This is a genomic window from Methylobacterium sp. CM6241 (assembly GCF_054817845.1).
Map to the genome: position 1 here is coordinate 900,305 of NZ_CM139246.1, position 21,544 is coordinate 921,848.

19 protein-coding genes are annotated in these 21,544 nt (G+C 66.5%); 8 read left to right on the forward strand and 11 right to left on the reverse strand.

Features of this window, described 5'->3' with window-relative positions; all coding sequences use genetic code 11:
* Positions 1-70: 70 nt before the first annotated feature.
* The 6 genes from rpoN to ACYQR9_RS04165 all read right to left on the reverse strand — a co-directional run bounded on the left by rpoN (position 71) and on the right by ACYQR9_RS04165 (position 5,931).
* On the reverse strand, positions 71-1,618 hold the full coding sequence (gene rpoN, locus ACYQR9_RS04140) for an RNA polymerase factor sigma-54 (RefSeq protein ID WP_461228799.1): 1,548 nt from the start codon (positions 1,616-1,618) through the stop codon (positions 71-73).
* Positions 1,619-2,134: 516 nt separating this feature from the next.
* Entirely contained in the window at positions 2,135-2,989 is an 855-nt protein-coding gene (gene lptB / locus ACYQR9_RS04145) for an LPS export ABC transporter ATP-binding protein (protein WP_156467647.1), read from the reverse strand.
* 35 nt (positions 2,990-3,024) lie between these two features.
* Positions 3,025-3,765: an LptA/OstA family protein gene (locus tag ACYQR9_RS04150; RefSeq protein WP_207411090.1), complete on the reverse strand. Its 741-nt coding sequence runs from the start codon at positions 3,763-3,765 to the stop codon at positions 3,025-3,027.
* The gene (lptC, locus tag ACYQR9_RS04155; RefSeq protein WP_461228800.1) at positions 3,762-4,526 is read right to left on the reverse strand and encodes an LPS export ABC transporter periplasmic protein LptC; all 765 of its coding nucleotides are present in this window, start codon (positions 4,524-4,526) and stop codon (positions 3,762-3,764) included. Before lptC ends, ACYQR9_RS04150 begins: the two co-directional genes overlap by 4 nt.
* A 281-nt stretch (positions 4,527-4,807) precedes the next feature.
* The gene (locus ACYQR9_RS04160; protein ID WP_207411091.1) at positions 4,808-5,434 is read right to left on the reverse strand and encodes a ribonuclease D; all 627 of its coding nucleotides are present in this window, start codon (positions 5,432-5,434) and stop codon (positions 4,808-4,810) included.
* A 107-nt stretch (positions 5,435-5,541) separates the two neighbouring features.
* On the reverse strand, positions 5,542-5,931 hold the full coding sequence (locus ACYQR9_RS04165) for a ComEA family DNA-binding protein (RefSeq protein WP_207411092.1): 390 nt from the start codon (positions 5,929-5,931) through the stop codon (positions 5,542-5,544).
* 330 nt (positions 5,932-6,261) lie between these two features.
* Here ACYQR9_RS04165 and rpmF point away from each other — a divergent pair, with 330 nt between their 5' ends.
* The gene (rpmF, locus tag ACYQR9_RS04170) at positions 6,262-6,450 is read left to right on the forward strand and encodes a 50S ribosomal protein L32 (protein ID WP_018046018.1); all 189 of its coding nucleotides are present in this window, start codon (positions 6,262-6,264) and stop codon (positions 6,448-6,450) included.
* Between the two features lie 110 nt (positions 6,451-6,560).
* Here rpmF and ACYQR9_RS04175 read toward each other — a convergent pair whose 3' ends face one another.
* Positions 6,561-6,836 carry a hypothetical protein gene (locus ACYQR9_RS04175; RefSeq protein ID WP_207411093.1) on the reverse strand — a complete coding sequence of 92 codons (276 nt, stop codon included), beginning with the start codon at positions 6,834-6,836 and terminating at the stop codon, positions 6,561-6,563.
* Positions 6,837-6,949: 113 nt separating this feature from the next.
* Complete coding sequence (gene phaR, locus ACYQR9_RS04180; protein ID WP_056423315.1) at positions 6,950-7,564, reverse strand: polyhydroxyalkanoate synthesis repressor PhaR; 615 nt, start codon at positions 7,562-7,564, stop codon at positions 6,950-6,952.
* Positions 7,565-7,902: 338 nt separating this feature from the next.
* Between phaR and ACYQR9_RS04185 the strand changes: the two genes are divergently transcribed.
* Together ACYQR9_RS04185 and phbB are read left to right on the forward strand one after the other, a co-directional pair.
* On the forward strand, positions 7,903-9,084 hold the full coding sequence (locus ACYQR9_RS04185) for an acetyl-CoA C-acetyltransferase (protein ID WP_056422764.1): 1,182 nt from the start codon (positions 7,903-7,905) through the stop codon (positions 9,082-9,084).
* A 204-nt stretch (positions 9,085-9,288) separates the two neighbouring features.
* Entirely contained in the window at positions 9,289-10,017 is a 729-nt protein-coding gene (gene phbB / locus ACYQR9_RS04190) for an acetoacetyl-CoA reductase (RefSeq protein WP_056422767.1), read from the forward strand.
* 96 nt (positions 10,018-10,113) lie between these two features.
* Here phbB and ACYQR9_RS04195 read toward each other — a convergent pair whose 3' ends face one another.
* Complete coding sequence (locus ACYQR9_RS04195; protein WP_207411094.1) at positions 10,114-11,046, reverse strand: peptidylprolyl isomerase; 933 nt, start codon at positions 11,044-11,046, stop codon at positions 10,114-10,116.
* 232 nt (positions 11,047-11,278) lie between these two features.
* On the opposite strand from ACYQR9_RS04195, the gene ACYQR9_RS04200 reads away from it, so the two are divergent.
* The 5 genes from ACYQR9_RS04200 (at position 11,279) to ACYQR9_RS04220 (ending at position 17,614) form a co-directional block, all read left to right on the forward strand.
* Complete coding sequence (locus tag ACYQR9_RS04200; RefSeq protein ID WP_461228801.1) at positions 11,279-11,623, forward strand: hypothetical protein; 345 nt, start codon at positions 11,279-11,281, stop codon at positions 11,621-11,623.
* A gap of 118 nt (positions 11,624-11,741) precedes the next feature.
* Positions 11,742-12,584 (forward strand): aspartate dehydrogenase, encoded by an 843-nt coding sequence (locus ACYQR9_RS04205; protein WP_461228802.1) that lies wholly within the window; start codon positions 11,742-11,744, stop codon positions 12,582-12,584.
* A gap of 158 nt (positions 12,585-12,742) precedes the next feature.
* Positions 12,743-15,640 carry a preprotein translocase subunit SecA gene (gene secA, locus ACYQR9_RS04210; protein ID WP_461228803.1) on the forward strand — a complete coding sequence of 966 codons (2,898 nt, stop codon included), beginning with the start codon at positions 12,743-12,745 and terminating at the stop codon, positions 15,638-15,640.
* Between the two features lie 59 nt (positions 15,641-15,699).
* Positions 15,700-16,539 carry an aldo/keto reductase gene (locus tag ACYQR9_RS04215; RefSeq protein WP_461228804.1) on the forward strand — a complete coding sequence of 280 codons (840 nt, stop codon included), beginning with the start codon at positions 15,700-15,702 and terminating at the stop codon, positions 16,537-16,539.
* Between the two features lie 202 nt (positions 16,540-16,741).
* Positions 16,742-17,614 (forward strand): cell wall hydrolase, encoded by an 873-nt coding sequence (locus ACYQR9_RS04220; RefSeq protein WP_461228805.1) that lies wholly within the window; start codon positions 16,742-16,744, stop codon positions 17,612-17,614.
* Between the two features lie 10 nt (positions 17,615-17,624).
* Here the strand turns inward: ACYQR9_RS04220 and ACYQR9_RS04225 are convergent, their stop codons facing one another.
* Together ACYQR9_RS04225 and ispG are read right to left on the reverse strand one after the other, a co-directional pair.
* On the reverse strand, positions 17,625-19,562 hold the full coding sequence (locus ACYQR9_RS04225) for a potassium transporter Kup (protein ID WP_207411098.1): 1,938 nt from the start codon (positions 19,560-19,562) through the stop codon (positions 17,625-17,627).
* A 359-nt stretch (positions 19,563-19,921) separates the two neighbouring features.
* On the reverse strand, positions 19,922-21,244 hold the full coding sequence (gene ispG / locus ACYQR9_RS04230; RefSeq protein WP_056422789.1) for a flavodoxin-dependent (E)-4-hydroxy-3-methylbut-2-enyl-diphosphate synthase: 1,323 nt from the start codon (positions 21,242-21,244) through the stop codon (positions 19,922-19,924).
* Between the last annotated feature and the right edge of the window lie 300 nt (positions 21,245-21,544).

Genomic DNA, 21,544 nt, shown 5'->3' on the forward strand with positions numbered 1-21,544 from the left:
TGGAAAGCCGGCTCCGCGGGGTGCGCCGCACGCGGTTGCGGGATCGGCTCCGCGCTTCGCGGACCGCGCCTCAGCGGGCGTAGGCGAAGTGCTCGCGGCGACGCTCGATCGAGGACGGGATACGCAACGATTCCCGGTATTTCGCCACCGTGCGCCGGGCGATGTCGATGCCCTCGTCGCGGAGCTTCTGCACCAGCGCGTCATCCGAGAGCACGTCGCCGGCCGCCTCGCCGTCCACGAGCTGCTTGATCCGGTGGCGCACGGCTTCGGAGGAATGCGAGGCCGTGCCCGCGGCCCCCGGAATGGCGGCAGTGAAGAAGTACTTCATCTCCAGCGTGCCGCGGCTGGTGCCGATCGACTTGTTGGAGGTGACCCGCGAGACGGTGGATTCATGCATGCCGATGGCCTCGGCGACGGTCTTAAGGTTGAGGGGCCGCAGATGGGCCACCCCGTTGACGAAGAACGCATCCTGCTGGCGCACGATCTCGGAGGCGACCTTGAGGATGGTCCGCGCCCGCTGCTCCAGGCTTCGGGTGAGCCAGTTGGCGGTCTGCAGGCATTCGGACAGGAACGCCTTGTCGCCCTCGGCCGAGGCGCCGCGTGAGACGCGGGCATAGTAGCTCTGGTTCACCAGCACGCGGGGCAGCGCCTCGGCGTTGAGTTCCACGAGCCAGGACCCGTCGGAGGCCGCCCGCACGAACACATCGGGGATCAGGACCTCCACGGCGCGCGAGCCGAAGGCCCGGCCGGGCTTGGGATCGAGACGGCGCAGCTCGGCCAGCATGTCCACGAGATCCTCGTCGTCGACGCCGCAGACACGGCGCAGGCTCGGAAAATCGCGCTTGGCCACGAGGTCGAGGCGGGAGACCAGCGCCTGCATCGCCGGATCGAACCGGTCCCGTTCGCGCAGTTGCAGGCTCAGGCATTCGGCGAGATCGCGGGCGGCGATTCCCGGCGGATCGAAGGTCTGGATCAGCTTCAGCATCCGCACCACCGAATCGAGGCTGGCGCCGAGGCGCTCGGCCACCTCGTCGATGGATTCGCGCATGTAGCCGGCATCGTCCACCGCATCGATGAGGAAGCCGGCGATCAGCCGGTCGCCCGGGTCGCGCGTAGCGAGATCGAGCTGCGCGCTGAGATGCTCGCGGAGAGAGACTTCCGAGGTCAGGGTCGCCTCGAAATCCGGCGCCTCTCCATCGAAGCTGCCGCCGGTATTGCCGTAGGGCGCAGGTGTCAGAGACAGCATGTCGCCGGACGCGGCCTCGCGGGCATGGCTGGGATTCTCGTCGGAAAAGACGTTGTCGAGGCGGGTGTCGAGGACGCTCTCCATCTCGGCACCGCTGGCGGTGAGCTCGGTCGCCATCCAGTTGTCCGGCTCGGACGAATCGAAATCCCCCTCCCCGTCACCCGAGGCGTCCACGGCCGGCTCCGTGCCTACGCGCTCACCGTCCGCATCGCCTTCGACGCGCTCCAACAGCGGGTTTCGCTCGAGTTCGGCGTCGACATAGGTGGCGAGGTCGATCTGGGAGAGCTGAAGAAGCTTGATCGCCTGGAGAAGCTGTGGCGTCATCACCAGGGCTTGGCCCTGACGCATTTCCAGTCGCTGCAGCAAACTCATGGTGTTGCCCCGACGCCTTCAGGTGAGCCCAGCCGAGGGCAGGCACAGAACCCCTACGCCACTCGGCATGAATATTGCTTCTTTTTCTCTTCGCATATGTCTATCGCCATCTCGCCCTGCCGTCAAAGCGCGAAGTGCGTGATTCCCTTGGACTTGCCGCAGCGCAACATCGAAGCGGATGACTCAGAGCATCCTCCGTCCGGCCCGGCCAAACCCAACGCTCTGATATTCCACGTCAAAAAGCCATCGCCTCGCGAGCGACATTGCCGGCTCGCTGAAACAACATGCACAAAACGCATGCAATCTAGAGAAGGTATGAAGTTTGGCGACAAAATAGGCAGTGGGTGGAAGGGCACCGGCTGAGGCCGGGATGCATCCGTCGCCTCGGGCCATCCGCGAGGCGGCAACGCAGCATCGCGGTCGCCTAGTCTCACCGCATGTCACATCTGGAATGAATCAGGTCGTGCGAGTCGCGCGAAGCTTCGCGGTCCTTGGACCCTACTAGCCAGCGAGGACCTAAAGGCGGAAATCCTCGCCGAGATAGAGACGCCGCGCATCCTCATTGGCGACGATCTCGGCAGGCGTACCCTCGGTGAGGATGCGGCCGGAATGGGCGATATAGGCGCGGTCGATGAGGCCCAGCGTCTCGCGCACGTTATGGTCGGTGATGAGAACGCCGATCCCGCGTTGCTTCAGGTGCTTCACCAGATCCTGGATGTCGCCCACCGCGATGGGGTCGATGCCGGCGAAGGGCTCGTCGAGAAGCATGAAGCTCGGAGAGGTCGCCAGCGCGCGGGCGATCTCGCAACGGCGGCGCTCCCCGCCCGAAAGCGCGATCGAGGGTGATTTGCGCAGGCGCGCGATGTCGAATTCCTCGAGCAGCGAATCGAGCTTGCGCTCGCGCTCCTTGCGGTTCGGCTCCACCACTTCGAGCACCGCGCGGATATTGTCCTCCACCGACAGGCCGCGAAAGATCGACGCTTCCTGCGGCAGATAGCCGATGCCGAGACGGGCCCGCTGATACATCGGCAGGTGGGTGATCGGCAGGCCGTCGAGACTGATCGAGCCGCGATCGGCCGAGACCAGTCCGGTGATCATGTAGAAGATCGTGGTCTTGCCCGCGCCATTGGGGCCGAGCAGGCCCACGGCCTCTCCGTTGCGCACGGTCAGCCCAGCCTCGTGGACCACGGTACGCGCGCCATAGCTTTTGCGGAGGCCCTCGACGTGGAGGATGCCCGGACCGCCGCCATTCCCGGACAGGCCCGTCTCCCCGGCCGCCGGCCGTCCCTTACCGCGGCCGAAGAGGCGCGACAGGAGCGACGGCGCACGCCCGGCTCCGTCTGAGACGGACCCGGCGATTCGCGGGCTGATCGGGTCTGGCACCGAGGCCAGCGGCAGAGCGGAGGTCAATTGGCCTGCGCTCTCGGTTTCGCGGTAGGCTTGTCCGCGCTGGCTTCGGAGGGCTTGGGTGCCGGCTTGCCCGCAGCGCTCGCCGGCTGGGCGCAGCCCTTGGCCCCGCCCTTGGCGGCTTCCTCCTTCTGCGGCACGAACATCGCGGAGACGCGGCCGCCGGCCATCGGGTCCATGTTCGCCCGGCCGGTATTCATGTCGTAGACGAGGCGGCTGCCGCGGGTGACGTTCTGGCACTGGCTCAGCACGACATTGCCGGTGAGCACGATGCGCTTGGCCTCTTGGTCGAACACCGCATTGTCGCCGGTGGCGACCTGATCGTTCTGCACCACGGTGACGGGGCCGGCACATTCCACCTTCTGGATACCGTTCTCGGCCATACCGGCTGGAGATTTGGCGCCATCGGCGGCAGGCGCGGGTGCCCCGGGCTTGGCATCCTTGCCGCGCTTGTAATGCACCGTCATCGTCGAGCAGCGGATGGTGCTGTCGCCCTGCACGGCCACGACGTTGCCGGCGAAGATCGCCTTGTTCTCCCGGTCGAACACGTCGAGCCGGTCCGCGTCGATCTTCACGGGGTCCTTGCCGCCGCTCGCGCCGAAGGTGCTTCCGGGAGCGGTCGGCTTGTTCGCCTTCGCAGCAGGCGCCGGAGACGTGCCGGACGGAATCTGCGCCACCGCATTCCCCGCCGCGAGGAGGCCGCAGAGGGCGAGGGTGGAGACCAGCGTGGAACGGTTCACCGGCGTGCCTTCCCATCCTGCGGTTCGGCGGCGGAGGTGAGGATGCGCGGCGATTTCACGTCTGGCTTGCTCTCGGAGCCGGCGCCCTCGGCCTTGTCCGATCCGTGGAACACCGCGTGGACGTTGCCGATGAAGGAGATGACGCGGCCGTTATCGACCATGTCGAGGCCGTCGGAGGCCACCGTCCCGGTGGGAAGCGTCACAGCGACGGCCTGGTCGGACTTCACCGTCCCGGCCTTGAAATCAATGGCGGCGGTGAGGAGACGGATATCCTCGCCCTTGTCGGTCCAGAGCTTGATGTCGCGTTCGAGAACCAGGGTCTCGCGTGCCGAATCGAACAGGCCCGAGGCGGCTTCCATATGGGCGAGCCCGCCGGAATCGTCGGTGACGAGATGGCCTTTCATCGCCTGCAGTTCGATCAGGGTCGGCTTGCGCACGTCCTGGAAGGCGGCCGTGGCGATGACCTCGTAGCCCCGATCGTCCTTCCGGAAACCGGACAGACGCGGGTTCTCCATCTTGACCTTGGTGCCCGACAGGGTGACCGGCCCCATGGTGACGGCCGGCAGGACGGTGCCGAAGGGGTTGAACAGCGTCCCCACGACGAGGGCGAGAATCGCCGCACCGGCAGAGAGAGGAATGAGGCGGCGCAGGTAGCGAACCTGCGTACTGTGGTTGCGAGCCCGCTTATGAGCGCGGTTGCGGCGCGCATCGGCTCCCGATCCCGTCGTCCCCGTCGCGTGGATGGCGTCGACCCCGTGCATGGTGATGATCCGAGCCGCTTCGCCTGACCGATCCGATGAGACACCGGCACGTTGCACCCTGCAACGTGCCACATCCCGTCAATCATGTGCTGAGCCGTGCCTGCCAGCGTCAACCATGTCGAGCGCCGGATGCGCGCGGCCGATGGCGAAGTTGTGGCCGTGCAACAACCTTATGGGCGGAGCATTGAGGAATCATCAACCGCACGGGGTCGCAGGGGCACGATCGATGTGCGCCGCCGCACCGTCCCCTGCACACCCTCCTGCGGCATGCGCGTGCCCGATCAGGTGTGGGCGAAGATGTCGGTCTCGGCCCAGCCTTCGAGATCGAGGAGGGAGCGGGTCGGCAGGAAGTCGAAACAGTTCCGCGCGAGATCCATGCGCCCTTCGCGGGCGAGCATCGCGTCGAGGCGGGCACGCGCCGCATGCAGATGCAGCACATCGGAGGCCGCATACTCCACCTGCGCCTGGCTCAGGGACTCGGCGCCCCAATCCGAGGATTGCTGCTGCTTCGACAGGTCGACGCCCACGAGTTCGCGGACCACATCCTTGAGGCCGTGCCGGTCGGTATAGGTGCGGGCGAGCTTGGAGGCGACCTTGGTGCAGTAGACGGGGGCCGGCATCACGCCGAGGGCCCTGAACAGCACGGCGAGGTCGAACCGGGCGAAATGGAAGATCTTCGTCACAGCCGGATCGGCCAGCACGCGCTTGAGTATTTCGGGCGGGCTCGAGCCAGGCACGATCTGAACGACATCGGCACTGCCGTCGCCGCGCGAGATCTGGACGACGCAGAGCCGATCACGATGCGGATTGAGACCCAACGTCTCGGTATCGATGGCGATGGCCGCGCCCGGCACGTAATCGGCCGGGAGATCGCCGCGATGGACGCGGATGATGGGCTGAGGAGGCATCGGTTCTGTGTCTTCTGGCGGGGCAATCGCTACCCCGGCCGCGTAACACCGCGCCTGCCCGCGAACAACCCGGCGCCGGACGAGCGCCGGGTCATCGAGCCGGGCGGCTACTTCTGCTTGGCGATGACCTTGTCCTTGATCCCGTCATAGACGCCCTGTGTGAGGATCTTCTTCGACACGAGCTGATCCTTGCCGTGATAGGGCCGGCCCTTGACGATCGCGGCGGAGCGCGCCGCACCGATACCGGGCAGGGCTTCGAGTTCCGCCACCGAGGCGCTGTTCAGGTCGATGAGATCGACCTTGGCCGCTGGCGTGACGGGAGCGACGGGCTTGTCCGCCGTGGGCTTGGCCGGGGCGGCCGGAGCTGTCGGCGCCTTCGGTGCAACGGTGGGAGGGGTGGACGTCGAGGGCGTCGACGGGCTCGGCGCCTGGGCAAGGGCGGGAGCCGCCGCGAGGCAGCCGAGCACGGCCAGAGTGCGGAGCAGAGATGTGGTCATGCGAGATGAAGTCACGGCAATCTCCCGGGATGTGGCGGCGCAGTCTTCGACGAGGCGTCACCGTATCTGCAAAGTGAAGCGCGGCGGTTGAACCGGCGCTTAACGGGACTTCACAGACCGGTGAACCTTCCGGCGAGTCCGGACCGGCAGCCTCCCCGCAGGATCGGCGGTTCCTTTTTCCGGACGTCCGGCCTCGGGCGGCTCTAGCCAGACGGCCGATGTATCGCTATACACCCGCCATCGAATCTCCGTTTGAACACGGTGCCGAGGTTGCCTCTTCCCTCGCGGGGCGGCGCCCGGGCACCCTTTTTGCCGTAGCAGGACTACCCCATGGCCGTTCCGAAGCGAAAGACCTCCCCCTCGCGGCGCGGCATGCGCCGGTCCGCCGACGCCCTCAAGGCCCCGACCTATGTCGCCGACAAGGATTCGGGCGAGCTGCGTCGTCCCCACCACATCGATCTGAAGACCGGCATGTACCGCGGCCGCCAGGTCCTCAAGGTGAAGTCGGCCGAGGCCTGATTCTTCGCTCCGTCATCGGTTCGATAAGGACCGGGACGAAACGACGTCATGAAACGCTGTCTTGCGAAAACCGCCTTCGGGCGGTTTTTTGCGTCGCCTGTCCCGATACGTCAGGCGCGACGCCGGCCCGTGCCGATCCGCGTCGTCTCGGCGTAGCGCGCCGTGGCGGAGCGCATACGCTCCGTGCGGGAGGCACGCATGGCCGGGTCGCCGCTGATGAGAAGCTGGGTCAGAAACTCGGCGTTCGGCCTGCCATAGGTAGCGCTCGACCTGCGTGAGACTGCCTCGCCGCCATCGACGACTACGAGCGTCCGCGCCGTCTCTCGATCCCCCTCGGGGACCGACTGTCCCGTTTTGGGGCGATTTCCCGTGCCGTTCTGTGACACTTATCGCCTTTCCGCCTATGATGGGCAGAAAAGCGCAACGCGCGGGCCGACGTTAACGTTTCGTCAGCATTCCTTCAGGACGAAATCGGCGATTGGTTATTTGCGCCGCCGAGCTACTTCTTGGCGAGATCTTCCAGACGGTTCCGCATCTCCGCCATCTGCCGCTTCAACTCGTCGAGGTCGCTGTCGGGCGCGGGAGCCGCGCTCGATGGCTGGGTCGGCGTCGGCGCCGATGCGGAGGTCTTCATGCCGGAGAGCGGACCGGTGCCGAAGGTGGTGAACATCTTCATGGCATCGCCGAAGAAGCTCATATTGGCCCGCACCTGCTCCTCCATGGCGCTCTGGAACACCGAGGGGGCGAAGCTCTGGTTCATCTTCTCGCGCAGGCCGTCCTGGTCGCGGGCGAAATTCGCCATGGAGAATTCGAGGAAGCTCGGCACCATGGTCCGCATGCTGTCGCCATAGAAGCGGATGAGCTGGCGAAGGAAGGCCACCGGCAGCAGGTTGTCCTCGCCCGCCTTGTTCTCCTGCTCGAAGATGATCTGGGTCAGGACGGAGCGGGTGATGTCGTCGCCGGAACGGGCATCATAGACGAGGAAATCCTCCCCGTTCTGCACCATCGTCGAGAGGTCTTCGAGGGTGACGTAGGTCGAGGTTCCGGTATGGTACAGACGCCGGTTTGCGTATTTCTTGATAACGGTTTGCTGCGACTTACCGTTCTCCGCCATCCTCGTGGCCTTTCCCGACACATTCATTCCAGCGCCCAATCCCTTCGAGGCCCGATGCGCCGTCCGGGTATCATTTATCACTGCGCGTAAGCGGACCTTAAGGCTTTCGCCCGCCGACGAAAACAGCAATTTGGCCCTGATCCCCGCAGAATAGTGCCACACGCCGCGCGACGCCTTCGGTAACAAAGACCGGCAGGTCACTCGCCGACTCCCTCGCCGAGCTTCCGCACGCGCTTGACTTCACCTTGCCCAGCGCTTTCATCGCTTCAGTTGGCCTTAAGTGCGCATGCCCATCGGAGGGCTTCAACGTCGCGCGGGCTACCCAGAGGAGAACGTCAATGGCAGCGGAAGACATCGTCATCGTCGGAGCGGCGCGCACCGCCGTGGGTTCGTTCGGAGGTGCCTTCAACACCGTCCCGGCCCATGAGCTCGGCGCCATTGCGATCAAGGCCGCCCTGGATCGCGCCGGCGTCTCCCCCGACGACGTGGACGAAGTGATCTTCGGCCAGGTCCTCACCGCCGGCGCCGGCCAGAACCCGGCCCGCCAGGCCGCCATCAAGGCCGGCATCCCCGAGAAGGCCACCGCCTGGGGCGTCAACCAGGTCTGCGGCTCGGGCCTGCGCACCGTCGCCCTCGGCATGCAGCAGATCGCCAATGGCGACGCCACGGTCATCGTGGCCGGCGGTCAGGAATCGATGTCGCTCTCCCCTCACGCGCAATACCTGCGCGGCGGCCAGAAGATGGGCGACGTGAAGCTCGTCGACACGATGATCAAGGACGGGCTCTGGGACGCCTTCAACGGCTACCACATGGGCACCACCGCCGAGAACGTGGCCCAGGCCTTCCAGCTCACCCGCGAGCAGCAGGACGAGTTCGCGACGAAGTCGCAGAACAAGGCCGAGGCCGCCCGCAAGGAAGGCCGCTTCAAGGACGAGATCGTCCCCGTCACCGTCCCGGGTCGGAAGGGCGACACCATCGTGGACACCGACGAGTACATCCGTGACGGCGCCACCGTGGAGGCGATGGCCAAGCTCAAGCCCGCCTTCTCGAAGGACGGCACCGTGACGGCCGCCAACGCGTCCGGCCTCAACGACGGCGCTGCCGCCATCGTGCTGATGTCGGCCTCGGAAGCCGAGCGCCGGGGCATCACGCCGCTGGCCCGGATCGTGTCCTGGGCCACCGCCGGCGTCGACCCGAAGGTGATGGGCACCGGCCCGATCCCGGCCTCGCGCAAGGCGCTGGACAAGGCCGGCTGGAAGCCCTCCGACCTCGATCTGATCGAGGCCAACGAGGCCTTCGCCGCCCAGGCGCTGGCCGTGAACAAGGACATGGGTTGGGACACCGACAAGGTGAACGTCAATGGCGGCGCCATCGCCATCGGCCACCCGATCGGCGCGTCCGGCGCCCGCGTCCTCGTCACGCTGCTGCACGAGCTCAAGCGTCGCGATGCCAAGAAGGGTCTCGCCACCCTCTGCATCGGCGGCGGAATGGGCGTGGCCATGTGCATTGAGCGCACCTGAAGCGTTCCGGCACGATTGAATACAGTATAACGGCTGCGCCCCCGACAAAAACCTTGGACATCGTCCAGGAGAATTCTTGAGGGCGCAGCAAATTTAAATGGAATGGGCGGAAGGACACGGGTGCGCTAAGCCCCGGCAGTGCCGCTCATGTGCAAGAAATTGCACGTCACGATCCATCAGACGTCAAGAAAATTGGAGGAAGCCATGGCTCAGGAACGCATCGCCCTCGTCACCGGCGGAACGCGCGGCATCGGTGCCGCCATCTCGGCGGGCCTCAAGGCCAAGGGCTACAAGGTCGCCGCGAATTACGGCGGCAACGACGAGGCCGCCAACGCCTTCAAGGCCGAGACCGGCATCCCGGTCTTCAAGTTCGACGTCGGCGACGCCGCCGCCTGCGAAGCCGGCATCAAGGCCGTCGAAGCCGAAGTCGGCCCCATCGACATCCTCGTGAACAATGCCGGAATCACCCGCGACGGCGCGTTCCACAAGATGACCTTCGAGAAGTGGCAGGCGGTCATCAAGACCAACCTCGATTCGATGTTCACCTGCACCCGCCCCGTCATCGAGGGCATGCGCGCCCGCAATTTCGGCCGCATCATCCTGATCTCGTCGATCAACGGCCAGAAGGGCCAGGCCGGCCAGACCAACTACTCGGCCGCCAAGGCCGGCGTGATCGGCTTCGCCAAGGCGCTGGCCCAGGAAAGCGCCTCGAAGGGCATTACCGTCAACGTGATCGCGCCGGGCTACATCGCCACCGACATGGTGATGGCGGTGCCGGAAGATATCCGCAACAAGATCATCTCGACCATCCCCGTGGGCCGCCTCGGCGAGGCCGAGGAGATCGCCCGCGCGGTGGAATATCTCGCGGCGGAAGATTCGGGCTTCATCACCGGCTCGACCCTGACGATCAACGGCGCCCAGTACATCGCCTGACGCCTCCTCGCGGCATCGACGAGACGAAGGCCTGCCCCGGCGACGGGGCAGGCCTTCTTCGTTTTCGCAGACCGTCCGGATTCGGGAAGCCGAACGTCAGGGGGCTTTGGGTGCGGCGGCGGGCGTGGCCGCATCGGTGCGCTCGATCTTGGCGCTCTCGCGCAGCTTCAGGATGAGGTCCTGCTGCGACTTGCGGGTGAGGTACTGGTCCACCTGTTCCTTCATCTCGGCGAAGGTCGGCACCGGCTTGGTGCGCCGCTCCTCGACCTTGATCACGTGCCAGCCGAACTGCGTCTTGATCGGGTCGGAGACCTGACCGACCGGGAGCTTGAAGGCGGCCTCCGCGAAGGGGGCGACCATGCGCTCCTTGGTGAACCAGCCGAGATCGCCGCCCTCGGTCTTCGAGCCCGGATCCTTCGAGACTTCCGCTGCGATCTTGGAGAAGTCCTCGCCACCCTTGATCCGGGCCGAGATCTTCTTCGCCTCTTCTTCATTGTCGACGAGGATGTGACGGGCATGCGCCTCTTCCTCGGGCTTCATCGTCGTGAGGGTCTGGTCGTAGAGCGCCTTGGCGGCCTCCGGCGTCACCGCCTTCTTGGCCTCGCGCTCCAGATATTCGTCGAGGAGGAGCTTGCTCTTGAAATAAGCGAGCTTGCGCTGGAACTCGGGCGAGTCGCCGACCTTGGCCGCCTCGGCGGCCTGCGCGCCGACCTTGAGGTCGACCATGTAATCGATGAGCAGGTTCTTCTTCTGGGCCTCGTCGACGCCGGGCAGCGAGAGCGCCGGGTCTTCGGCCGCGATGGCGAGGTCGCCCGCGGTGACCGGCGAGCCGTTCACCTTGGCCACCACCGTCTCGGGCGGCAGCGCCGGGGCGGCCGGGGCAGCCGCCGCAGCCGCCGCAGCCGCAGCCGCAGCCGGGGCAGGCGGCGTCTGCGCCAAGGCCTGCAGCGGCAAGGCCACAGAGGCGAAGGGCAGCGCAACGGCCAGCGCCATGGCGCCCGAGCGCCGGAGAAGGAGAGGCGTCGTCATCAATGGGGATTCCTCGAACAGGTGGATGCCACGTCCATGAGGCTCTGTCCGGCCAGGTTGGAGACGTGGCAACAGCGAGCGGCGGGACGCCGCGGGCATCTGTGGGCGAGAGGTGGCGCGGGCAAGGGCGGAAGACAAGCGCATGTGGGGTTTCGGGCGAATCCGACCGATCACGATAAAGCGGTCTTAAGCCCGCATGCGCCATCCTTTCCGGACTTCCTGGGAGAGCGGCATGCGGACCAGCGTCATCATCACCACCGCTTGTCTCATCCTGTCCGCCTCGATCACGACGGCGCAGGCCCGCTTCAAGGGCGGACGCTCCGTTTCGGTCTCCCGTCCGGCTCCCTCCGTCACTCCCGCCCGATCGGCTGCCCTGGGTGCTGGAATCGGCGCGTCGCGGCCCATCCGCTCCAGTGCACATGCGCCAGAGAACGATACCGTAGCGGGACGGGCCGTGACCTTGCGCCCCGTCCTCCCGGTCCCTGCGCCGGCGGCGAGGGAGATCCGCACGGCCGCGACATGGTGCGCCGACAAGCGCGTCGTCGGCACCGGCATGGGTTTCTGCGAGATCAACTGACGCCTGTATGTCCAGCGGCCGGCAGGAAGCTTGACAGGCCCGCGGCCGAAGATTTCTTGAGATCGCGCAGCAGGGCGTTGAGCCGCGTCAGCCTTCGCCAGTCGTGGGATACCGGCCCTTGTCTCTACTCTCTAATCTTTCGGTGGCGCGGCCGGATCGCCGTCGGCCGCTTCGTATCGCCCTGGTGGGCTGGGGAGCCATCGCGCGCCGGGTGACGCACCTTCTCGACGCTCGGGGCAGCGACGTCGTCCTGGCCGGCGTCGGGACGCGAGTGAGGCCCGATGAGGCCGACCTTCCCGCCTGGATCCGCTGGCTACCCGAACCAGCTGCCCTGGCCGGGGTCGAGCCCGACATGGTGATCGAAGCGGCCGGACGGGCGGCGGTGGAACCCTGGGGCCTCGTGGCGCTCCGTCACGCCGAGAGCTTCGCCGTCTCGTCGACCAGCGCCTTCTGCGAGGCTGGTCTTCTCGACAGGCTCGTCGCCGCCGCGGAGGCGCATGGAAGCCAGATCCTCGTACCCACCGGCGCACTCGCCGCCGTCGACGCCCTCGCTGCGGCCTCGATCCTGCCGCTGGACTCGGTGACGCATCGCATCGTCAAGCCGCCCGTGGCCTGGATTGGCACCCCGGCGGCAGAGTGGATCGATCTCGATGGCCTGACGGAGGCCACGACCTTCTTCGAAGGGACGGCGCGGGAGGCAGCCCGGCTGTTCCCGGCCAACGCCAATGTCGCGGTGATCACGGCGCTCGCCGGCATCGGCCTCGACAGGACGCGGATCGCCCTGGTGGCGGATCCCCGCGCCACCGGCAATGGACACCGCCTTCAGGCGACGGGCGCTTTCGGGACCCTCGACATGAGCATCGAGAATCAGGCCCTGCCGGCCAATCCGAAATCCTCGGAGCTCACGGCCCTGGCTCTGGTCCGCATCATCGAGAACCAAAGAGCCGCTTTGGCGCTTTAGCAGATCGACTGCCGTCCGGTGACGAGGATGTCGGCCGCGCGCTCACCGGCTTTCGGAGTTGAAGGCAGTCCGCCCTTTCGGATGCGCCGTACAATATTTACCTCTATAAGCCCGGCCAACTCACGCCTTCTGATATTTCGATCGACCGCAGGTTCACGATGCTCGGCGCCCTCGCTAAGAAGATATTCGGCTCGTCCAACGATCGCCGCGTCAAGGGCTATCGCCCCCGCGTCGCGGAGATCAATGCCCTGGAGCCGGAGATCTCCGCCCTGTCGGACGAGGCCCTGCGTGCCCGGACGGACATGCTGAAGGCCGAGCTTGCTGCCGGGAAGACCCTCGACGATATCCTCGTTCCCGCCTTCGCCACCGTGCGCGAAGGGGCCAAGCGCGCCCTCGGCCAGCGCCATTTCGACGTGCAGCTCATCGGCGGCATGGTCCTTCACGAGAGCGGCATCGCCGAGATGCGCACCGGCGAAGGCAAGACCCTGGTGGCGACGCTGCCGGTCTACCTGAACGCCCTGTCGGGCCTCGGCGTGCACGTGGTCACGGTGAACGACTACCTCGCCTCTCGCGATGCGGAGTGGATGGGCCGGGTCTATCGCTTCCTCGGCCTCACCGTCGGCACCATCGTCCACGGGCTCGATGACGAGCAGCGCCGGGACGCCTATGCCTGCGACATCACCTACGGCACCAATAACGAGTTCGGCTTCGACTACCTGCGCGACAACATGAAGTACGAGCTTTCGCAGCTGTCGCAGCGCGGGCACAATTTCGCGATCGTCGACGAGGTCGATTCGATCCTGATCGACGAGGCACGCACGCCGCTCATCATCTCCGGCCCGGTGGACGACCGCTCGGAACTCTACGTCTCCGTCGACGCGCTGATGCCCCATCTCGAGAAGGAGCATTACGACCTCGACGAGAAGCAGCGCTCGGTCTCGCTCACCGAGAGCGGCAACGAGTTCATCGAGGATCTGCTTCGCGGCGCCGACCTGCTGAAGGAGGGTGACCTCTACGACGCCCACAATGTCAGCCTCGTCCACCACGTGAACCAGGCGCTTCGCGCCCACACCCTGTTCACCCTGGACAAGGACTACATCGTCAAGAACGACGAAGTGGTGATCATCGACGAGTTCACCGGCCGCATGATGCAGGGCCGACGCTACTCGGAAGGCCTGCATCAGGCGCTCGAAGCCAAGGAGCGGGTGACGATCCAGCCCGAGAACCAGACGCTCGCCTCGATCACCTTCCAGAACTACTTCCGGCTCTATTCCAAGCTCGCCGGCATGACCGGCACCGCCTCCACCGAGGCCGATGAATTCGCCGAGATCTACAAGCTCGAAGTCGTCGACATCCCGACCAACAAGGAGGTCGAGCGCGTCGACGAGGACGACGAGGTCTACCGGACGGTGGGCGAGAAGTACGACGGCATCATCGCCGAGATCGAGAAGGCGCATGCGCGCCATCAGCCGATCCTGGTCGGCACCGGCTCCATCGAGAAGTCGCAGCACCTCGCCGAGATGCTGACCAAGGCCGGCTTCCGCCAGCTCGACTATTCCGACCTGAACGCGCTCACCGACGTCTACGCCGCCGCCCGCGAAGGCCGTGTGACCAAGACCTTCGCCGTGCTGAACGCCCGCTTCCACGAGCAGGAGGCCTATATCGTGGCCGAGGCCGGCGTGCCGGGCGCCATCACCATCGCCACCAACATGGCCGGGCGCGGCACCGACATCAAACTCGGCGGCAACTTGGAGATGCGTCTCGAGAAGGAGCTCGCGGGCGTGCCCGAAGGCGCCGAGCGCGACGCGAAGATTGCGGCGATCAAGGCCGAGATCGAGGAGAACCGCGCCAAGGTTCTGGCCTCGGGCGAGCCCGCCGACCTCGCGGCCGGCCGCAAGAAGGCCCTTCCCGGCGGCCTCTACATCATCGGCACCGAACGCCACGAATCGCGCCGCATCGACAACCAGCTGCGCGGCCGCTCCGGCCGCCAGGGCGATCCCGGCCGCTCGAAATTCTACCTGTCGCTCCAGGACGATCTGATGCGGATCTTCGGCTCCGACCGCATGGACGGGATGCTCACCCGCCTCGGCCTGGAGAAGGGGGAGGCGATCATCCACCCTTGGATCAACAAGGCGATCGAGAAGGCGCAGCAGAAGGTCGAGGCGCGCAACTTCGACATGCGCAAGAACGTGCTCAAGTACGACAACGTCATGAACGACCAGCGCAAGGTCGTGTTCGAGCAGCGCCGCGACTTCATGGGCCAGGACAGCGTGCGCGACACCGTGGACGAGATGCGCCACGGCGTCGTGGACGATCTCGTCGCCATCCACGTGCCCGAGAATGCCTATGCCGAACAATGGGACATCGAAGGCCTGCGCCTGCGCGTCGCCGAGGTGCTGAACCTCGACGTGCCGGTAGAGGATTGGGCCAAGGAAGAGGGCATCGCCGACGAGGAAATGCGCGACCGCCTGCGCACCGCCTCCGACGAGGCCTATGCCGCCCGCACGGAGAAGAACACGCCCGAGGTCATGACCTATGTCGAGAAGCAGGTCCTGCTTCAGACCCTCGACCATCTCTGGCGCGAGCATCTCGTGACCCTCGACCACCTGCGTCAGGTGATCGGCTGGCGCGGCTTCGCCCAGCGCGACCCGCTCAACGAGTACAAGTCCGAGGCGTTCGAGCTCTTCAACGGTCTCGTCGGCAGCCTGCGCGAGCAGGTGACCCAGCAGCTCGCCCGCATAGAGATCACCTATCAGGAGCAGGAGCCGCAGGGGGCGAACCCCTTCGCCAGCCCGGAACTGCCCTCCATGTTCGCCCAGCATCTCGATCCCGTCACCGGCGAGAACGAGATGGATTATGCCGGGCGCGGCACGGGCAGCGATGGCGGCGGCGGCCCGGCCTACGGCTATGCAGCGCAGGCGCTCTCCCCGGACATGGCGGTCATCGAGCGTGACCCGAACGACGCCACGACCTGGGGCCGCGTCGGGCGCAACGAGCCCTGCCCCTGCGGCTCTGGCAAGAAGTACAAGCACTGCCACGGCACTCTGACGGCCTGAGGCGGGCCCGCTCGGCCGGACCTGCATCCGGCCGTGGGCTATTCGAAGGGGAGATCCGCATGCGGCAGACAACCTTCGGGCAGACCGGACGCCCCGTCTCTGTCATCGGACAGGGCACGTGGTACCTCGACGAGGCACACCGGCCCGACGCCGTCGCCGCCCTGCGGCGGGGCCTCGATCTCGGAATGAGCCATATCGACACCGCCGAGATGTATGGCGAGGCCGAACTCGTCGTGGCCGAGGCGATCGAGGGGCGGCGCGACGAGGTGTTCCTCGTCTCGAAGGTGTTGCCGAACCATGCCTCGGCCCGATCCGTCGTCACCGCCTGCGAACGCTCGTTGGCTCGCCTGAAGACGGACCGGCTCGACAGCTACCTCCTGCACTGGCGGGGTGGGACCCCGCTGGAAGAGACCATCGGTGCCTTCGAGGGGTTGATCCGGCAGGGCAAGCTGCTCTCCTGGGGCGTCAGCAACTTCGACGTCTCCGACCTCGATGACGCGCTCGCCGTGGCCGGCGAGGGCCGCATCGCCTGCAACCAGGTTCTCTACCATCTCGGGGAACGGGCGATCGAACATGCCGTCCTGCCCTGGTGCGAGGCGCATGGCGTCGCATTGGTCGCCTACAGCCCCTTCGGCCATGACGATTTTCCGGGTCCGGACTCGGCCGGCGGGCGCGTCCTCGGAGAGATTGCCGCCGAAACGGGGGCGACGCAGCGGCAGGTCGCGCTCGCGGCGCTGACGCAGTCGCCCTCCATCCTGGCGATCCCGAAAGCTTCGCGAATCGCCCATGTGGAGGAGAATGCCGCGGCCGGCGACCTGATCCTGACGGAGAATCACCGGCAGCGTCTCGACGCCGCCTTTCCCCGTGGGCGCAAGCCCAAGCACCTGCCGATGCTCTGACGCAGGCACCCGTTCCGCATCGGCGACGAAGGCCGGGCGTGACCTCAGGACCACAGCGGCGGGAAGAAGCCCCGGTCATTCGAACCGTGTCCGAAAAGAAACCACATTTGCCGTCGAGCTAGACCGTTCGAGAAACGGACGGGAGCGAGACGGCATGGGGTATCCCCGATCGGCGACGACGGGACTTTACGGAGTCCTGCTGATGACGACGATGGGCCTCGGTGCCTGCAATTCCCCCACCACGACCGGCTCCCTCGGCGGCCCGGGCCTCGCGGCCAAACCCATGGCGGTGAGCGACCAAGAGCGCGACTGCCTCGGCCGCGCCATGTATTTCGAATCGAACCGCAGCGATTCCGAGGGCCTGCTCGCCGTCGGCACGGTGGTGATGAACCGCCTCGAAGCCGCCGCCTTTCCGAATGGCGGCATCTGCGCCGTCGTCGGCCAGCCCCGGCAGTTCGCCACCGGCGTACTCACCAAGCCCATGGCGGAGAAGGACCTGACCAAGGTCGCGGACGCGGCCGACGCGGTCCTGGCCGGCCAGCGCCATCCCAAGGTCGGTCGCGCCATGTACTTCCACACGGCGGGCCGCACGTTCCACTACAACAACATGCATTACGTCGCGGTGGCCGGCGGCAACGCCTTCTACGAGAAGCGCAAGCCCGGCGCCGTAGAGCAGGCCCGCCCGCCGGCCGCCCTGGCCTATGCGGCCGCACCGACGCTCGTCGCCCCCGAAGCGGCCCCGTCCGCATCGGTCCAGGCCGTCGCGAATTCGGCTCCCACCAGCGTTCCGGTGGCAACGGTGGCCGCCGCCGTACCGGAGGTGACGGGCACCCAGCCCGCTCCAGCGATCCAGGCAGTCCAGGCTGAACCGGGTCGCGCCGTCGCCACCTCCCATGCCGCCGTGAGCCAGGGAGCGCATTCCAAAACCTCACCGAAGCCGGCGACGACAACGCGGGTTGCTCATGCCCAGGGTCCGGCTGCCAGAGGCTCGGCCGGCAAAAGCCCGGCGACGCTGGCAGCCCTCGCCCCCGAGGCGCCTCCGCCGCCGCCCATCATCAACCTGCCGAGGCCGTGACCCGGCCGGTTCAGACGGTGACCTGAGTCCCCACTTCCACGACGCGGCCGGTGGGGATCTGGAAGAAGTCGGTGGCGTCGTTGGCGTTCTTGGCCAGCGTGATGAAGATCCGGTCCTGCCAGAGCGGCATGCCGGAATGCGCTGCCGGGCGGATCGAGCGGCGCGACAGGAAGAACGACGTCGCCATGATGTCGAACTTGAAGCCCTGCTTCTTCAGGAGCGTCAGCGTCCGCGGGATGTTCGGCGTTTCCATGTAGCCGAACTTCATCACGATTTTCGAGAAGTGCGGGCCGATCGGTTCCATGCGGATGCGGTCCGCATCGCTGGAGCGCGGCGTGTCCACGGTCTCCACCGTCAGGATGACGTTCTTCTCGTGCAGCACCTTATTGTGCTTGAGGTTGTGCAGCAGGGCCGCCGGAGCGATCGACGGGTCGCTGGTGAGGAACACCGCCGTGCCGCGCACATGATGGGGCGGGCTCTTCTCCAGCATGCCGACGAGTTCGAGCAGCGGCACGTCGGTCTTGCGGGTCTTGTTGAACAGGATGTTCACACCCCGCACCCAGGTCCACATCACGATGATGAGCATCCCGGCCAGCACGAGTGGCACGTAGCCGCCCTCGAACACCTTGAGCATGTTCGAGAGCAGGAACAGGAACTCGATGACGATGAACGGCATGATCGCGGCGGCGGCGGCGATCGGCGACCATTTCCACGACTTCCAGAGCACGATGAAGCCCATGCTCGCGGTGAGCAGCATCGTCCCCGTCACGGCGATGCCGTAGGCGGAGGCCAGCGCCGAGGAGGAGCGGAACAGCACGGCCAGCACCACAACGCCGATCAGCAGCAGAATGTTCACCTGCGGCAGGAAGATCTGGCCCGAATGCGATTCCGACGTGTGGCGGATTTCGAGGCGCGGCAGCAGCCCGAGCTGGATCGCCTGGCGCGACAGCGAGAACGCACCGGTGATGACGGCCTGGCTCGCGGTGACGGTGGCGATGGTCGCCAGGATCACCATGGGCAGAAGACCCCATTCGGGCACGAGCTGGTAGAACGGGTCGGTCGTGTCCGGCGCGTTGAGAACCAGCGCCGTCTGGCCGAGATAGTTCAGGGTCAGGCACGGGGCCACGAGGCCGAGCCAGGCCACTTGGATCGGCCGGCGTCCGAAATGCCCGAGATCGGCGAACAGCGCCTCGGCGCCGGTCACCGCCAGGAACACCGCGCCCAGCGCCACCAGGGCCCCGGTACCGTGGCCGAGGAGGTAGTGCAGCGCGTACCAGGGATTGAAGGCCTGGAAGACCTCCGGGCGCGAAACGATGTGCGGCAGCGCCGCGAGCCCCAGCGCCAGGAACCACACCACCATGATCGGGCCGAAGAAGGCCGCCACCTTGCTGGTGCCCCGGCTCTGCACCATGAACAGGGCGAAGATGATCGCCACCGTGATCGGCAGGACGTAATGCTCGAAGGCCGGGGTGACGAGCTTCAGCCCCTCCACGGCCGAGAGCACGGAGATGGCCGGCGTGATGACGGCGTCGCCGTAGAACAGGGATGCGCCGAGCAGCCCGAGCATGAACACGATGCGCGACCCGCCCAGCGCCTTGCGGGCCAATGCCATCAGCGAGAGGATGCCGCCCTCGCCGTTATTGTCCATGCGCAGCAGGATGACGACGTACTTGATCGTGACGATCAGCAGCAGCGCCCAGAGGATCAGCGACGTCGTGCCCAGAACTTCCTCGGTCAGCAAGATGCCGTCGGCCCTCGCCGGGCCGAGCGCCTCGCGGAACGCGTAGAGCGGGCTGGTGCCGATATCGCCGTAGACGACGCCGACCGAGCCGACGACCAGCGTCCAGAAGCTCGTCTTCCCATGCCCATGCTCGCTTGGCCCTGTCTCGGGACGAGCCGCGGGGTCGGGCTGAGCGCCGGGTACGCTCGGGGTGGCGGTTTGCGTCATGCGCTGTGATCAGGCTTCTGCGACGGGAAAGGGAATCGAACGAGGAGGCTTGGCTTTACGCTGGACTTCGACCGAGGGACCTTGGCGACCGACCTAGCGACCATCCGGATCGTGGAGGCCCTGTCTCCCGCCTCGCCCCGGCAACTTGCTGCCAGCCTGGCGACCCAAATCAGTGAGCGCGCATCTCCGCAGGACACCTCTGGGGAGGAGACCTGCGCGAAGCATGCCAGATCCGTATCACGCGGGCAGGGGGTCGAGAACGACGAACCCGTGACGAAGAAACCCTCTCCCGCGGTAGGTCGAGCGAATGCGTCCCGCGGCTGCACGACGCGGGACGCTAATCCTCACGACGGAGGATCTCACTCGGCGGCGGTGCGGGCACCCTGGCCGAAACGGCGCTCGATGTAATCGATCACCACCGTCTCGAAATCCTTGGCGAGCGTGGCACCGCGCAGGGTCATCGCCTTCTTGCCGTCGATGAAGACCGGAGCGGTGGGGGTCTCTCCGGTGCCGGGAAGCGAGATGCCGATATCGGCATGCTTCGATTCGCCGGGGCCGTTGACGATGCAGCCCATCACCGCAACGTTCAGACCTTCGACGCCCGGATAGGTCTTCTTCCATTCCGGCATCGAGGTGACGATCCAGTTCTGGATGTCGCGGGCGAGTTCCTGGAACGTCGTCGAGGTGGTGCGGCCGCAGCCGGGGCAGGCAGCGACCATCGGCACGAAGGTGCGGAAGCCCATGGTCTGCAGGAGTTCCTGAGATGCCTTGACCTCGACGGTCCGGTCGCCGCCGGGCTCGGGCGTCAGCGAATAACGGATCGTATCGCCGATGCCTTCCTGCAGAAGCACGCCGATGGCCGCCGAGGCCGCCACCAGCCCCTTCGAGCCCATGCCGGCTTCGGTGAGGCCGAGATGGATCGCGTAATCCGAGCGCCGGGCGACTTCGCGGTAGACCGCGATCAGATCCTGCACCGCCGAGACCTTGGCCGAGAGGATGATCCGGTTCTTGGGAAGACCGAGCTCTTCGGCGCGCTGTGCCGAGGACAATGCCGAGCGCACCATGGCCTCGCGCATCACGGCGCGGGCATCGATGGGACGCGCGGACCGGGCGTTCTCGTCCATCAGATGGGTGAGCAGCGCCTCGTCGAGGGAACCCCAATTGGCGCCGATGCGAATGGTCTTGCCGTAGCGGACCGCCTGCTCGACGATGGTCGAGAACTGCGTGTCCTTCTTCTCCTTGAAACCGACATTGCCCGGATTGATCCGGTACTTGGCCAGTGCCTCGGCACAGGCCGGATGATCGGAGAGGAGCTTGTGGCCGATATAGTGGAAATCGCCCACCAGCGGCACGTGAACGCCGATGCGGGCGAGACGGTCACGGATCTTCGGGACGGCGGCGGCGGCCTCGTCGCGGTCGACCGTGATGCGCACGAGTTCGGAGCCCGCCCGCGACAGGGCGGCGACCTGCGCCACGGTGGCGTCGATATCCGCCGTGTCGGTATTGGTCATCGACTGGACGACGACCGGAGCTCCACCGCCGACGGTGACCGCTCCCTCGCCCTCGCCGACAGTCACGCCCACCGTGCGGTGGCGCGGCGCGGGACCGGCGATCTCCGGGCCGGTAATCGAGATGCCGGGGCCGAACGAATCGGCTGGGGTGGCTTCCATCATGGCGTCCATCGCTGACCTTACCTATGGCCTGGCCTGCCCTGGAGCGAGCGCCCGGCCATGGTCGTCTGGTATCGAATTCTACCGATCCTTTGCGAAGATCGGGTGAAGAGCCCGGTGACAGAGGGCTCTGCTGGTTAGCTGAGATGGGGCGTCGCGTGCGTCAAGCCCGCTGACCGCATGGGAGAACCACGGGGCAGGACGGACCGCGCACGACACTTTGGCCCAGCGTCGGGTGACATGTCTTATCCCATGGGCGATGTCGAGGGAATTGGCGCAGTGCGACATGTGAGTCACAGGGGCATCCCAAGC

Excerpts from the sequence above, each read along its gene's own strand:
- ACYQR9_RS04160 (WP_207411091.1), bottom strand. The coding sequence starts at position 5,434 with ATGCCTCCTCAGCCCATCATCCGCGTCCATCGCGGCGATCTCCCGGCC.
- lptC (WP_461228800.1), bottom strand. The coding sequence starts at position 4,526 with ATGCACGGGGTCGACGCCATCCACGCGACGGGGACGACGGGATCGGGA.
- ACYQR9_RS04225 (WP_207411098.1), bottom strand. The coding sequence starts at position 19,562 with ATGACGCAAACCGCCACCCCGAGCGTACCCGGCGCTCAGCCCGACCCC.
- phbB (WP_056422767.1), top strand. The coding sequence starts at position 9,289 with ATGGCTCAGGAACGCATCGCCCTCGTCACCGGCGGAACGCGCGGCATC.
- ACYQR9_RS04215 (WP_461228804.1), top strand. The coding sequence starts at position 15,700 with ATGCGGCAGACAACCTTCGGGCAGACCGGACGCCCCGTCTCTGTCATC.
- rpmF (WP_018046018.1), top strand. The coding sequence starts at position 6,262 with ATGGCCGTTCCGAAGCGAAAGACCTCCCCCTCGCGGCGCGGCATGCGC.
- ACYQR9_RS04165 (WP_207411092.1), bottom strand. The coding sequence starts at position 5,931 with ATGACCACATCTCTGCTCCGCACTCTGGCCGTGCTCGGCTGCCTCGCG.
- secA (WP_461228803.1), top strand. The coding sequence starts at position 12,743 with ATGCTCGGCGCCCTCGCTAAGAAGATATTCGGCTCGTCCAACGATCGC.
- ACYQR9_RS04185 (WP_056422764.1), top strand. The coding sequence starts at position 7,903 with ATGGCAGCGGAAGACATCGTCATCGTCGGAGCGGCGCGCACCGCCGTG.
- ACYQR9_RS04200 (WP_461228801.1), top strand. The coding sequence starts at position 11,279 with ATGCGGACCAGCGTCATCATCACCACCGCTTGTCTCATCCTGTCCGCC.
- ispG (WP_056422789.1), bottom strand. The coding sequence starts at position 21,244 with ATGGACGCCATGATGGAAGCCACCCCAGCCGATTCGTTCGGCCCCGGC.
- ACYQR9_RS04195 (WP_207411094.1), bottom strand. The coding sequence starts at position 11,046 with ATGACGACGCCTCTCCTTCTCCGGCGCTCGGGCGCCATGGCGCTGGCC.
- ACYQR9_RS04220 (WP_461228805.1), top strand. The coding sequence starts at position 16,742 with ATGACGACGATGGGCCTCGGTGCCTGCAATTCCCCCACCACGACCGGC.
- rpoN (WP_461228799.1), bottom strand. The coding sequence starts at position 1,618 with ATGAGTTTGCTGCAGCGACTGGAAATGCGTCAGGGCCAAGCCCTGGTG.
- phaR (WP_056423315.1), bottom strand. The coding sequence starts at position 7,564 with ATGGCGGAGAACGGTAAGTCGCAGCAAACCGTTATCAAGAAATACGCA.